Origin of the sequence: Ruminococcus sp. NK3A76 (genome assembly GCF_000686125.1) — a bacterium.
Classification (GTDB): Bacteria; Bacillota; Clostridia; order Oscillospirales; family Ruminococcaceae; genus NK3A76.
Map to the genome: position 1 here is coordinate 88,724 of NZ_JMMA01000002.1, position 14,554 is coordinate 103,277.

General features: G+C 40.2%; 13 protein-coding genes. 9 read left to right on the forward strand and 4 right to left on the reverse strand.

Translation table 11 applies throughout. From position 1 onward, the window contains the following. Positions 1-49: 49 nt before the first annotated feature. From CD05_RS16815 to CD05_RS0100495, 4 genes are all read right to left on the reverse strand, one after another. Entirely contained in the window at positions 50-1,306 is a 1,257-nt protein-coding gene (locus CD05_RS16815; protein ID WP_084262056.1) for a site-specific integrase, read from the reverse strand. 153 nt (positions 1,307-1,459) lie between these two features. Continuing rightward, entirely contained in the window at positions 1,460-1,801 is a 342-nt protein-coding gene (gene mobC / locus CD05_RS0100485) for a plasmid mobilization relaxosome protein MobC (protein WP_028508840.1), read from the reverse strand. Between the two features lie 240 nt (positions 1,802-2,041). After that, on the reverse strand, positions 2,042-2,329 hold the full coding sequence (locus CD05_RS16820) for a helix-turn-helix domain-containing protein (protein ID WP_037322704.1): 288 nt from the start codon (positions 2,327-2,329) through the stop codon (positions 2,042-2,044). Continuing rightward, on the reverse strand, positions 2,307-2,513 hold the full coding sequence (locus CD05_RS0100495) for a hypothetical protein (RefSeq protein ID WP_028508841.1): 207 nt from the start codon (positions 2,511-2,513) through the stop codon (positions 2,307-2,309). Before CD05_RS0100495 ends, CD05_RS16820 begins: the two co-directional genes overlap by 23 nt. Before the next feature lie 323 nt (positions 2,514-2,836). Between CD05_RS0100495 and CD05_RS19300 the strand changes: the two genes are divergently transcribed. The 9 genes from CD05_RS19300 to CD05_RS0100540 all read left to right on the forward strand — a co-directional run bounded on the left by CD05_RS19300 (position 2,837) and on the right by CD05_RS0100540 (position 14,519). After that, entirely contained in the window at positions 2,837-3,619 is a 783-nt protein-coding gene (locus tag CD05_RS19300) for a helix-turn-helix transcriptional regulator (RefSeq protein ID WP_051588736.1), read from the forward strand. Positions 3,620-3,724: 105 nt separating this feature from the next. Beyond that, on the forward strand, positions 3,725-5,212 hold the full coding sequence (locus tag CD05_RS16830) for an ATP-binding protein (protein WP_051588737.1): 1,488 nt from the start codon (positions 3,725-3,727) through the stop codon (positions 5,210-5,212). Next, complete coding sequence (locus CD05_RS0100510) at positions 5,199-7,967, forward strand: Z1 domain-containing protein (RefSeq protein WP_037322705.1); 2,769 nt, start codon at positions 5,199-5,201, stop codon at positions 7,965-7,967. The genes CD05_RS16830 and CD05_RS0100510 overlap by 14 nt, the downstream gene beginning before the upstream one ends. Beyond that, the gene (locus CD05_RS0100515; RefSeq protein WP_028508843.1) at positions 7,964-8,998 is read left to right on the forward strand and encodes a PD-(D/E)XK motif protein; all 1,035 of its coding nucleotides are present in this window, start codon (positions 7,964-7,966) and stop codon (positions 8,996-8,998) included. Before CD05_RS0100510 ends, CD05_RS0100515 begins: the two co-directional genes overlap by 4 nt. Next, a complete protein-coding gene (locus tag CD05_RS0100520; protein ID WP_028508844.1) occupies positions 8,985-10,751 on the forward strand; it encodes an AIPR family protein in 1,767 nt (588 codons plus the stop codon). Before CD05_RS0100515 ends, CD05_RS0100520 begins: the two co-directional genes overlap by 14 nt. A 29-nt stretch (positions 10,752-10,780) precedes the next feature. Continuing rightward, positions 10,781-12,364 carry a DNA cytosine methyltransferase gene (locus CD05_RS0100525; RefSeq protein ID WP_028508845.1) on the forward strand — a complete coding sequence of 528 codons (1,584 nt, stop codon included), beginning with the start codon at positions 10,781-10,783 and terminating at the stop codon, positions 12,362-12,364. Next, positions 12,357-12,776: a DNA mismatch endonuclease Vsr gene (vsr, locus tag CD05_RS0100530; RefSeq protein WP_028508846.1), complete on the forward strand. Its 420-nt coding sequence runs from the start codon at positions 12,357-12,359 to the stop codon at positions 12,774-12,776. The genes CD05_RS0100525 and vsr overlap by 8 nt, the downstream gene beginning before the upstream one ends. Next, positions 12,760-13,365, forward strand: coding sequence for a hypothetical protein (locus CD05_RS0100535; RefSeq protein WP_198021555.1), 606 nt, complete (start codon positions 12,760-12,762; stop codon positions 13,363-13,365). Before vsr ends, CD05_RS0100535 begins: the two co-directional genes overlap by 17 nt. 86 nt (positions 13,366-13,451) lie before the next feature. Next, on the forward strand, positions 13,452-14,519 hold the full coding sequence (locus CD05_RS0100540) for a Fic family protein (RefSeq protein ID WP_028508848.1): 1,068 nt from the start codon (positions 13,452-13,454) through the stop codon (positions 14,517-14,519). Positions 14,520-14,554 lie beyond the last annotated feature (35 nt).

Sequence of the window (14,554 nt, forward strand, 5' to 3'; positions counted from 1 at the left end):
ACGGGCTTTTTTCTTTGTCCGAAAACTGCGGCTGTCCATTACCTGTCCATTATTGCCCCGAGGACGCCTTTTGCCCGTAACTTGTCTTTATCAAACGTATCTTCCTCTCTCTTCCGTCAGGGTCGGGCGGGGGAGTTTCTTTTTTGGAAAAATCAAGGACGTTTGCTATCGCCTCGCTTGCCCTTGCGTTTGCGTCCTGAAAGGCGTGCAAATATATGCTCGTTGTTGTACTTATGGCAGAGTGGCCTAAAGCACTCGATACCGTCGCAACATCTATGCCCTCGTTGATGAGAGCCGAAGCATAAAAATGACGTAGGGAGTGAATATCCCTAAACGGGAAATCATTTTTCTTGCAAAACTTTCGCAGCCAGTTGTAGGTCGTGTTGTTGTGCATCGGATGTCCGTCAGCCGTAACGAAAAGCCTGTCGCATTCAAACCACTTTGTTCCGAGCTTTTGCCTTTCGTTGTCCTGCTCCGCCTTGTGTTCTTTCAGAATATCAAGCACAAGCTGCGGCAGTTTCATAGACCTCTGCGAGCTTTTTGTCTTGGTGGTGTCGGTGTATATGCCGGTCTTTACGGTGTAATTTGATGTGCGTCTGACGCTTACAACACCGCTTTCAAAGTCGATGTCCTTCCACTCCAAGCCCATTAACTCGCCCCGGCGAAAGCCCGTATAGACCGCCAGCGTGAAAAACGTGCGGTACTTTAGCGGTGCGTCCTCTAAGAGCCTGAAAAGCTGCTCGATCTCCTCGATTGAATAGATCTCCTTTTCTTTCTTGCCGCCTTTCGGCACATAGACCTTTCTGCAAGGATTATCTGAAACTATGTCCATTCTTACCGCATAGCTGAAAACATCACTTATGAAACTAAGATGATGTACCGCAGTTTTTCTTGATAGAGGTTTGCCCGTCTGCATATTTTTGCCGTTGAGCACAAGATTGTTAATGAACTGCTGTATCTGCCGCCCCGTTATCCTGTCGAGCCGCAAGTGCCCTAATGCCGGATAAACCCGCTGTGTCACCTGACGCATTCTTTCAAATGACGATCTCCGCAAGTTAAGCCTCGCATACTCCTCAAACCACTGCTCTGCGAATTCCTCAAACTTAACATTTGCCGTTACCTGCCCTTTAAGGCACTTGTCCTCGAACAGTATCGCTTGCTTTTGAAATTCCTTTTCTGCCTGCTTGGGTGTCATGCCTTCCGGCGGTTTCCAGCTCATTGTCTGCACGACTTGCTCGCCGTTCAGCTTGTACCCGCACGACACTCGAATTTGATATGTATTTCCTCTTTTTCTTATATTCGCCAATGTCTGATCCCTCCTATAATCAGACCCTTGACATCTCTGTAATTATCATTATACATCGTTTCACGTTGTAAAGCAATAAAGCGAATTGAAAACTTTTTATTACAAAGATGCCGGGTCTGAATTCTTTTGTTCTTTTATATCTAATGATTTCCCCTACACATCATTCCATTCGCAATTGCAAATGAATTTAGCGAGGATACGGCTAAGCTCATCTTGTGTCGCCTTTATCTTTCTCATATCCTCCGCATAAATGCTATTCGTTTCATTTGCCTTTCTCGCTATCTGATTGATGTTATTGGAAATGGTACGCATACCGTTTATCAGCGGAGCCACGCCTTTCAGGTCAAATGTCTTGACGCTGCCCGTCAGAGCGATATGCCTTAGATATGTGCCGGTTTTCATTCCGCAAGCAGCAGCCCTGCGCTCGACCTTTGCCCAATCTTCAAGCGAAAAATCTATCTCCTTGCGGTGGACTTGTTTGTATTTTCTTGCCATGTTTCATTTCTCCTTTTTGTTTTGTCTGTTTGTTTATTACCCTCAAATGGGGGTGCCATGTGTTAAGGGTATAGGGTTCCCTTAACAGCAAAATCGGAGAGGGTGACGCTCCGATTTGGAGGAAAGAGTCAAGGAATACGGCTCTTTCTATACTTGCTAGTATAATGTGAAATATACTTTTATAATAATCACATTTACACGAATTATCTCTGCTTGCTCAATAGGGCTATCAATTCTTTGTCAGCCTATTTCACCCGGATATTTGAGCAGGCTCGACTTATACACAAGTATCTTCCCACGCTCGCCTGCACCGCTGCGCATATATGCGACCTCGCCACGTTTCACAAGCTGCCTGACTGTATGCTCCGAAAGTCCGGGGATAAGTGCTGCACACTCCTTGATTGTCAACAGTTCTGGCATTAAAGGCTTGTTCTCGACCTTTGCAGGTGCAACATCTTCGACCGGTATCATCTGCCGCAGCAGCTCTGCCACCTGCAAAATAAGCTCATTCTTTTCGTTCAGTTTCAAATGATCTCTCCTTACGTTTTGCGATCTCCTCAATTTTCATCAGCATCTCAAGCTGACGGTCCTCGCTAAGCTCAAAACGCAGCCAACGCACAAGTGTCTGCTCGGAAACACCGAGCTCGTGAGCAAGCTCCCAGTGTCGGACACCCCTCGTTTTGAGTTCATCTCTAATGATTTTGTTTGCCATGTTTCATCTCTCCTTTGTTTTTCTATTGAGGGCTAATGACGATAATGCTGCCCTCTGTTAATAATAATAGCATGAAAAATATGTCTGTGCCGTATGTTCCATAATCCGAAAAAATTTCTTTTTGGAGCAACAAAATTTCATATATGAAATGATGATAATGACTGCTTTGCAATATCAATAAAATGCTGCTTTGGCATCAGCTGTACGATTTTTAGTATAGTTAAGCGCAATGTCACAACTGTCCGAAAAATGTCACCGATATTTCCGTAAAGTGTGGTATAATGTAAACAGAAGAGTTACACCATACCGACAGGAGGGATACTATGAAAACTACTATGGGCGAAAAGATCAAAGATCTGCGTGTGGAGCGTCACATGACCACAAAGCAGCTTGCACAGGCAACGGGCATATCAGAGGCGGTCATCAACGGTCTGGAGAATGACAACGGACGTGATGTCGGGTACAGCCGTATCGTTGAGCTTGCTAAGTTTTTCGACGTGCCGACGGATTTTCTGCTGGGCTTTACCGAGAGCCGTATAACGAAGAATATTGAACTTAAACAGCTTGGTCTGACCGACAAGGCTATTGAGGTGCTGCTTGTCAAGCATCAGGATAACGAGCTTGTGAGCAAGCTGATCGAGCACACCGAGTTTGTTAGTTTGATAAACGCTATTGATATTTATGTCCGTCAGCTTGCCGCAAAGTCGATCAACACAATAAATAACCTCACTGCGGTGGTGCAGCGAGGTGTGGAGAATTATACGGCAGCAGGCCAGCCCGAAGGCTATGACGATGCGATGAAGTATATAAACGAGACTAAGGTCGATGAGGACGAGTTCCTGCGGTATCGCATAACCGAGCGTTTCAATCAGATACTGCGTGACTTGCACAGCGAGTTTAATGCCGATGAGCAGATGCCGTCCGTCATCACCGATGCAAATGAGATGTCGGCAAATATGATCGACCTGCTTGATATGGTGAAGGCGGGCGAGGTGGAGCTTGATAGTCCTATGGATGCAGTTGAGTTGTTGATGGAGAGGATGGGGGTGAGTGAGAGAGACATGAAAGCGGCGTTAGAGATGTTTGCGGGTAAGGAGGAGAGTTAAACTGAAGATAATAACAAACAGCACTATTATTTCATAATAATATTGAAAAAGTTGTTAGAATGTGATATAATATAATAAAAATCGATTAAAAAAGGAGTATTCTCTATGATTGAGCCAGTTGAATCTATACCGAGCGCAAATATCTTGCTTTCTTCGCTGCGCTCTGTGGGATATACTCCTGAAACAGCAATAGCAGATATTGTTGATAACAGCCTGTCTGCTAACGCTTCAGCTATTGCCATAGAGTTTGACTGGCAAGAGCAAGTCATTATCATTTCAGATAACGGCGATGGTATGTCAGAGCAAGAATTATTGAAATCTATGAATATAGGTTCCTCTGATCCGCTTGATTCTAGGAGCATTCATGACCTTGGCCGATTTGGTATGGGAATGAAAACTGCATCCTTTTCTCTTGGAAAGAAACTGACTGTTCTTGCAAAGACCGGCGGCATCATTAATAATGCCAGCTGGGATTTAGACTATGTCAGAAAAGAGGATAAATGGCAGATACTTGTTGAAGACAGTTCTTCGACGTTTATTCGGCAATTGTCAGATAGGCTTTCAGAGTATGACAATGGAACAGTTGTATGCATTTCCAACATTGATAAGGTTATATCATCAGATTCTGCTAATGAAAAGAAGAAATTCTATAAGATGATAGAAAATGTAAAAAATCATCTTTCTCTTGTGTTCCATAGGTTTATGGAATCTGAAAAAATATCTATTATTGTAAACGGAACGCCATTAACTCCATGGAACCCCTTTATACCCGACAATAATGCTCGTCAGGAATTAGAGCCTGAAGAAGTAAACGAAAATGGGCATAAGGTTGTTATACGTCCTTATATTCTTCCGCATAAAACTAAGTTTGCAAATGATGATGAAGTTAAGGCTGCCGGAGGATATAAAGGCTGGCTTCACCATCAGGGATTCTATGTTTATCGAAATGAACGTCTAATCATATATGGAACCTGGTTCGGCTTATTCAAGAAAGAAATGTCATTCAACCTGGCAAGAATTCAGTTGGACATATATTCAGACAGCGACTTTGACTGGCAGATAGACATTAAAAAATCAAAAGCCGTTCCACCTGCTTATACAGATGATATTATTCGGCTTGCTGCTGAGAAGGCAACAAAGCAGTCGGTAAAGGTATATAATTCACGAGGTACATATTCCGACCGCAAAGGAAATGCAAATGCTCCTCAGCTTAGTTATGTATGGGAACAGCGGAAGGATTCAAGAGGATCATATTCTTTTGTCCTTAATAAGAAGCACACTTTGCTGAATAAACTTAAAACAACACTTGCTCCTGAGCAAAAAGAGTTATTGAATGCTTATCTGAATCTCGTAGAAAAATGTTCTCCCATGGAGCTTTCAGGTGTTAATGATATGTCAGTAAGCAAGGGCAGTCTGCCTGAAAACGAATATAATGAACTTGCATATCAAGCTAAGCGGCTAATTTCAACCTTAATAAACAACGGCAGCTCAAAAGAAGAAATACGAAGTCTTTTACAGCAGCTGCCAGACTATATCGTCTTGATGGATGATTTTGATAATATATATACGGAGGCCTGCAATGAAACAAGATGAACTTAGATTTTACGAAGCAGCTTTTACTTTATGCCTTGGCGATAAAGAAAAAGGTCTTGAAACAATCGATGCCATTAATAATGCTGTTAAGACAATGGGGTCTCTTGTTTCTGATGCCGACGATTTAAGAGAATACCTTTACAGAGAGGTTAGTTTTTCGAGCAATGACATAGCGTCAATGCTTAGCGCCGATGATCGTAAAGGCAAGGATAAAGAATGGTGGAATAATTTAAGGCAAACTTCCGGTTTTAAAGGAACTTACTGGAACCGGTATAAGGCATATTTATCCGGCACAAAGAAGTGGAGCCAAAAAACCATCGAAAAAAGTATTAACGAACCTACTGACTTTGTCATGAACTGTATCTCAAATCCAAACTCCGGCGTTCCTGAAAAATCATACGGTGCTGTATTCGGATATGTTCAGTCAGGTAAAACGGCTAACTATATCGGACTTATAAACAAAGCTGTTGACGCAGGATATAAAATTATAATCGTTCTCGCTGGAATGCATAATAATCTGAGAAGTCAGACACAGATGCGTATCGATGAGGAAGTCCTTGGATTTGAAACCAGCATTGAATATTTGCGTCAGAAAGCTGGACTGGTTCCTTCAATAATAGGTGTTGGAACCTTAAACTTCAAAATGGATAAGTCAATTGAAGCACTTACATCAAGAGACGAAAAAGGTGATTTTACTAAAGGCAGAGCCGGTGTCAGCAGACAATATGATCAGCCTAAAATATTCATTGTAAAGAAGCAGAGCAAGGTATTGCAGTATGTCTATGATAATTTATCAAAAAATCACGCTGCTGTTCAAAATCCTGACGGCACAAGTCTGTTTCCTTGCGAATATTCACTGCTTGTAATAGATGATGAGGCGGATCAGGCATCAGTTAATACAAAATATAAGACTGACCGTAGCGGAGAAATCAGTGATGATTCAGAAGTATCCAAGATCAACGAGCTGATACGACGGATATTATCCTTGTTCTCATGCCGTTCCTATGTTGGCTATACTGCCACACCGTATGCTAATGTCTTTATTCCCCCACAGATCAGCGATGATGAACTGGAAGATGATTTATTTCCTAAAGATTTTATAGTATGCCTTCCAAAGCCGGCAGGTTATGTTGGAGCTATGGAATTCTTTGGAGAAGATGAGAACAGTGAAACAATGCCTCTCCGCAGAAGAATTACCACCGAACTCGATAATTTCATTGATTCTAAGACCAAGCAGATTATCTCACCGCTTCCTGACGAATTGAAGAAAGCAATTCTTTGCTTTATAATAATAACAGCTGCGAGAAATGTTAGAGGTCAGGTATTGGAGCCTAACTCTATGCTGATTCATGTAAACAGGCTGAATGACGTTCAGAATTCACTGAAATCAATGGTTGACGATTATTTCAGCGAAGTACAGTCATATATTAACGGCGGTGACACAGAAATAATTGATACCCTGCATGAATTGTGGGACGAAGACTTTGTTCCTACAACAAAGAAAATGCAACAGGACTTTTCTGCTTACATGGAGGGCGTAGACTGCTCTGATTGGAGCGATGTTGAAAAAGAGATTAAGCGTCTTATCGGCAATCACCAGATTAGAGTGTTTGAAATTAACGGAAAAAGCGATGATGTTCTCTGCTATAAGGAATTCAAAGATGAAGGCCGTCAGCTGAATGTTATTGCGATTGGCGGAGACAAGCTTTCACGAGGATTAACGCTTGAGGGATTGACAGTAAGCTTCTTTATGCGTTCTTCTCAGATGTATGATACCCTTATGCAGATGGGCAGATGGTTTGGCTTCAGGCCTAAATACACTGACCTTTGCCGGCTTTTTGTTTCTGATGAACTGTTCCGCTGGTTCATGGTCGTTTCTTTTGCAACAGAAAACCTGCGCAACCAGATTCATTATATGAACGAATATAACCGTACACCTATGGATTTCGGTTTAAGAATTGCATCTTACCCTGATATGCTGATCTCAGCAAGAAATAAACTTAAAACAGGACAAGAGTGCACCCTTACATTCAGCAATACAGTAAGTCAAACAAGATCAATGGACAGAAATGCGGACACATATAATCTGAACTTTGAAGCGGTGGAAAGATTTATTTCCAATCTTGGAGATATTAGTTCAGATCACTGGGATAAACTTGATAGAAAATCCGGCACCGACCATATTTTTTGGGATGATGTTGATGGAAGTCTTGTGGCTGATTTCTTGTCCGAATACAGAACATCTTCAAACGCAAGCAAAGTCAAGTCACTGTTTTTAGCCGACTATATCCGTGACCAAATTTTGTTAGGCGGACTTACGAAATGGACAGTTTGCCTGAAAAATACTGGACGCAAAAATCCCCCTTTAACCATTGGCGGCTACAGTATAGGACAAGGTTTGAAAAGAAGCGAAGGTCAATATGAGGCTGATGCTTCTATATGCTCCATAAAATCGCTAAAGTCTAAGGATGAAGAGTACCTTGACTTCTCAAAAGAGCAGTTTGAAGAAATGAAACAGATGAAAGCAAAGGGAGACAGTGACGATAAGATAAGAAAACAACTGAGAACGAGAGACCGTGGTTTGCTTATTCTTTGTCCTCTTGATACAGAAGAAATAGCCGGATTAAAAATAGACGGACAGACAAACAAGACACCTTTCGGATTTATTGCTGTATTTCCGGATAATGAAGGAAAAGGAAATGGCAGGACATACCGATTGAATCCTATCGCAATTGAAAATGGTGATGAATTTTGAGTAATGCTATAAAAATATATCAGGAGATCATTGCTGACTTTAAAAAAGCAGAGAATTCCAGTTTAGCTGTATTGAATAGAAGTATTCTCCTGAAAAATAAAATACGAATAGTCTATATTGTTGCTGCAAAGGATCACCAGAGAATTATTGCAGTAATGCTGCCCAAAGACTGTACTAAGGAGCCGCTGAACCGTTTTCCCAAGTGGCATGGAATAGAATTTGCATATGATCATATCACCGAATATCAAAATCCGAACAGTGAGAACGAGTACATAATCATTTCTCAGTCAAAGGACTACGACAGCGGCATTTTTGAAATAATAGCCAACGACATCACCGATCAGCTTGAAAAAATAAGCACTCAAAAGAAAATGATAAGCTGCTTGTCAGACACGTTAAGCAAGTGGAAAAAGTTCTTTGCGCTCAATTCCGATGTTATTATGTCAGAGCAATTGCAGGAAGGCCTTTACGGGGAATTGCTTGTCCTAAAAAAGCTAATATTCAATTTTGGTGATGAAGCTGTATCATATTGGAGCGGAGCTGATAAGGAAACTCACGATTTTTATGTGAATGGATCTGCGATTGAAGTAAAGACAACATCTGCAAAATCAAATGAAAAGATAAGAATCAGCAGTGAGCATCAGCTTAATCCTAAAGATGTGGAGAACACATTGTTTCTGTATGTCAATATGGTAAGAAAGAGCCGCAGCGATGGCACTACTTTGCCGGAGATTATTAAATCTATCCATGGCAGCCTTTCAGAACCATACAGATCTCTCTTTGAGGATAAATTGTTTAAATATGGCTATATATCTTCATGTGAAGAACGATACACGCTGGGATTTCATCTGAGATCGCACCAAACATACAAAGTTGAGGAAACTTTTCCAAGTATTGTACCGGATAACCTCGATAACGGTATATCAGAGGTAACATACTCACTTGATCTAAACGCCTGCTCAGATTTTATGACTGAGTGGAGTGATATAATTAATGCTTTGAAGGGAGGCATACTAATTGGAGAATCGTGAATTAGATGATTTTAACCAGGAGCTAATAGAAGAAGTCAAAGAATATGCCTCGGAGCATTCTGAAAATACAGAAAGCGCCTTCACCAGCGTTTTTCTATCTTATCTCGCTGATTTTGGAGAATCAAAAACCGCCGATGCAGAAGTAAGCTACTGCATGAAAGAATCAGAAAAGTTTAAAGTTAATGCGTATGCTTTCAGCGAATATTTTCAAAGCCTCACTCTCATAGTCAGCTGCTATGAAAAGAACGGCAAAATTGAAAAGCTAAACAAATCGGAAACAGCCAAGATATGCAGACAAGCGTCTAAATTCTATAAATTATGCTGTTCAAGCACGAGTGTTCTTGATGAAATGGAAGAATCATCAAACGAATATATGCTTTATGAGTTCATAAAGGAGAATAAAGATAAAATAGAAAATCTTTATGTTGTTCTCCTTACTAATAAGCTTATTAACAGCGATTTGCCGGAAGATGCCATGATAAATAAAACCACCGTAAAATATGATGTGTGGGATATTGAACGTCTTGTTCAGGCTGTCTACCAGAGGAAAGAAGCAGAAAAACTTGTAATACGTTTTAAAAACAAATACAAGTATAGACTGAAACTCATCAAGATACCGCAGGAGAGCGATGTTTATGACTGTTATGTTGGCTACATATCAGGAGAATGCTTAGCGGAAATATACCGTGATGAAGGCCAGCGGCTTATTGAGAAGAATGTCAGATCGTTCCTGCAAGCGACAGGAAAGGTCAACAAGGGCATCAGAGATACATTGAGGAGCAATCCGGCAATGTTCATGGCGTATAACAACGGTATTTCTACGATTGCCGAGCAAGTTGTCATAGATGAAAACGAAAGCACCGATGATTTTATTCTCATAAAAGAGCTTGTCGGCTGGCAAATTGTTAACGGCGGTCAAACAACAGCATCAATATATGCTGCCTTTCAAAACAAAGTGGATCTATCCAATGTTAATGTTCAGATGAAGCTTACAGTAATTAAAGCTGACGAGCAAATGGATACCGTAATAAGCAACATATCAAGATATGCTAACAGTCAGAATAAAATCACCATGTCTGATTTCAGTGCAAATGATGATTTCCATATTAAGCTTGAGCAGCTGTCAAGACGTGTGTTCATTCCTGTTGAAAAAGGAAAGCCTTCTCAGCGATGGTTTTATGAACGCGCAAGAGGACAGTACAGTGTGGAAGTTAACAGACAGCTTACTGCTGCATCAAAGAGAAAATATAAAGAGCAAAATCCTAAAAATAAATGCATCTCAAAGACAGTGGCAGCTAAGTGTGTGATGTGTTGGCTGAGACACCCTGATATTGTCAGCAAGGGACTTGAAACAAACTTCATTAGGTATTCAGAAATGATACAAGCCGGCGAAATCGGAGAGCCAGATGAAAAGTTTTACTGCAATCTTATCGCTCAGGTTATTCTTTTTCAGCAGTGTGATAGAATAGTAGATGCTCAGAATTTCGGCGGATATAAAGCCCAGATCAATTACTACACGATTGCTCTGCTTTCGGAGTATTATAGCGACAAGGTTGATCTCGGCTATATATGGCAGCACCAGAACATATCTCCTGAAGTATCACAGCTTATAGAAGATATCTGCTATAAAGTTTGGAATCATTTTATGAATCCAAATACCAATAACGCAAAGGGCGTTAATGTAACTCAATGGTGTAAGAAAGAAGACTGCTGGATAATGCTTAAAGAGCGTTTCCAGAATGATTCTATATAATATGCCGTCAGAATAGGAGAATTAGTGAAATGCATAAGGTAATTGATTTGTTTGCCGGTGCCGGAGGCCTGAGTCTGGGCTTTAAGAAAACAGGCAAATATGAAATTGCTGCCGCATTTGAAATAAATCAAAATGCACAGAAAACTTATAAAAAGAATCATCCTGGAACGGAAGTGTTCTCAGATGTATGTTCAGCTGACTTCGCAAAACTCAGGAAGAAGCTTGGAAAGATAGATGTGGTTATAGGAGGCCCACCCTGCCAGGGATTTTCAATGGCTAACAGGCAAAAGAATCATGTTATAAGTCAAAACAATATGCTTGTAAAGCAATATGTTAGAGCTGTAAAGGAACTAAAGCCTAAAGCATTTGTCATGGAAAATGTTGAAATGCTAAAATCTGACGTTCATAGATTTTACCTGCGTACCGACGAGACAGAGCTGATTGATGAATATAACATTGAAACTACTCCATCAGAGATTCTGCTCTTGGAAGAAGAATACTTCTCAGAAGAAATAGCCGAGGATATTCACAGTCTGCATGAAGTCGAAGCGAGACTTTGGCCTGAGGAAGATTACAAGCTGCTTAACATTGCATATCGTCAGCGAAATAATCTGAAAAAATGCAAAGAAGCTTTATTCCGCTATCAGAAAAAGTATCTCAAACTTGCGAAAAAAATAAAACAGGCTGATAATAATGGAGTATATGAATGTTTCGACGCAGCAGCAGATGCCATTTTTGATTTCTTTGATGAAAAAATAGATGCAGATCAGGTAGTAAAACGCATTGAGAAAACAATTATGATTCAAAGATGTCTCTCACGAATAAAAGAAATCTATGATAATGAACTGCAAATAGATGAGATTATTTGCCAGAGCGGTATTACAGCTGTTATTCAGTCATATTCTGTTCTTGAATATATCACTAAGATGCTTGGAAACTACACTTTTAACATGGGAGTCTTGAATGCATTAGAATTTGGTGCACCGCAGAGAAGAAACCGTTTTGTATTTATCGGAATAAAGAATACGATAGCAGAAACAATCGAAATGCCCATAGGAACATTTACAGAAGATAATTATAGGACAGTGAAAGATGCCATAAAGGATATTGAAAACGTACAGACAGTGTTTGAAGCCTCTAAAGACATAGGTACCGATCTAACAGACGATTTTGAGCATACCGCGCTCACTCCTCTTCTTAGAGATAGTAAAAGGCTGTATAATCATATCATTACTAAAACAAGAGATGTGGCAAAAGCTCGATTTGAAGCTCTTAGTCAAGGGGAGAATTTTCATTCCCTTGATGCAACATTAAAAGAAAACACATATACAGACGTTAGCCGTACGCAGAACACGATCTATCAGCGCTTGAACTATGAAAAGCCGTCAGGCACAGTTCTTAACGTCCGTAAGTCTATGTGGATTCACCCCACAATAAACCGAGCAGTTAGCGTAAGAGAAGCAGCCAGACTTCAAACATTCCCTGATTCTTTTGTTTTCTGCGGAACAAAGGATTCACAGTATCAGCAGGTTGGAAATGCTGTACCGCCAATACTTGCTGAAGCTATCGCTGAACATCTTGCATTATACTTGGATAAAAAGAAAAATGGCTGATAATCATAGTAAAGAAGTTCGCAGTATGAATATGTCTCATATTCGGAGCAAGGATACCAAACCTGAGATTATAGTTAGAAGTTTTCTTCATCGCAATGGCTTCCGTTTTAGAAAAAATGATAAACGGTATCCGGGTAAACCAGATATTATACTGCCAAAATATAAAACAGCAGTCTATATAAATGGCTGTTTTTGGCATATGCACGATTGTGAAAGCTTTGTATGGCCTAAATCGAACACGGAGTATTGGACTAACAAGCTCATTAATAACAAGAACCGTGACAAAAAATATCATGACCAAATGAAAGAGAAAGGCTGGAAAGTCATTGTTGTTTGGGAATGTGAGATTAACGATAATAGGCTTGAATATCTTATAAAAGAAATAAGGGATGACTATGCCGATTCCTCATAAATACATAAAAAATGCTGATGAGGCGAATGAACAAGAAACAAATTATTACTTGCATTTTCATTTAGTAAGTGCTTTGATTTCACTTGATTATATCTATAATTGCAAATACTCTGATAGTGACATGTTTGAAAGTAAGGAACAGTATTATCATTATTATACTGATCATCTGCTTTATTCTCTCGGACAAATAGCTGAACGTTTCAGAGAGAGCTCTAATCCAACCAGCACAAACGACTACTTCGTAAGACGGGCTGCAAATCGAAATAATTATGGATTTGATAAGAATACCTATCCTATTTTGAGTAATAAGGTATTCAGAAACACTATTGAACATATCGATGAACATAATATAGAAGTGATAAAAAAGCATAGAGGAGTTGGTGGTTTTAATATAATTGATGAGAACACTTCTAAAGAATTAATCAATACGCTGCGAAATAGAAGATATACTCATCCATATACATTGGATTTACTTTTAAAACAATTGTATATTGAGAGATATGAGACACCATTAACTATGCAACTTGATGGGTTAAAAAAGGAATTGCATGAATTAAAGAAAAAAGTAGACGACTTTTGGGGATTTTGATTATATAGTAGCAATCCTTGTCAAAAGTTGCTCTTTAGATGCTATATTATTCAAATAAGCATAAAGAAATACCAAGAGGTGACAAAATGTCAAACGAATACAACTGGCAATATGACCTTGAAGAATATATCAAACAGGGCGAGCCTGAGCGTGCTGAAAAAAGCTGTGCCTGGCAGACAGCCATCGGCTTGCAGGACGTTGACGGCTTAAAGACCTCGGATTATCTTCTCGATACTGCGAAAGAGCACATTGAGGGAAAGATAACTATTGAAGCTGCCAAGAACAGAATACAGTCCTATTATGAGCAGCGTGACAAGCGTGCAGAGATCGAGAGTCCAAGCGAGGAAGCGGATAAGGTTTCTGTAAGAATTGCTGAGCTGCTTTCCGAGAAGACATTTCAGTTCTCTCCTGCCGGGCTTTGCTCGATCCACCGCAGACTTTTCGAGGGTATAATAAAGAAAGCGGGTCAGTTCCGCACATATAACATCACAAAAAAGGAATGGGTGCTGAACGGCAATACGGTCTTTTATGCCTCATTTGATAGCATAAAGGAAACACTTGACTATGATTTTGAGCAGGAGAAGCAGTTTACTTATCAAGGCATTTCCGCCGAACAAGCTGTGAAACATATCGCAAAATTTACCTCCGGGATATGGCAGATACACCCATTCTGTGAGGGCAATACGAGGACTACTGCGGTATTTGTCATAAAGTATCTGAAAACGTTTGGATATAATATCAGCAACGAGGTATTTGCCGCAAATTCCTGGTATTTCAGGAACGCTCTTGTGCGTGCCAATTATAACGATCTGAAGAATAATATTCATTCCACCACAGAATATCTTGACAGATTATTTGAAAATCTCATAATGAACGGAACGAATGAATTAAAGAACCGCCGGCTTCACGTTGACTATGAAAAAGTTCAAAGTGCAGATCCCAAGCTTCCAAAGTGCAAAAATTGCACTTTGGAAGAAATGGCTATCATAAGCATTATGAAAGATGATCCGAACGTCACCCAAAAGAAAATCGCTGAGCTGACAGGCAAATCTGAGCGCTGGGTAAAGACAAGAACCGTCGAAATGCAGGAGAAAGGATTGATCTCCAGAGAAAACGGAAAGCGAAACGGAAGATGGGTCGTGTTTATTGATTGAATGGTTTTCTGTAATTGGATAATGAATACACTTAT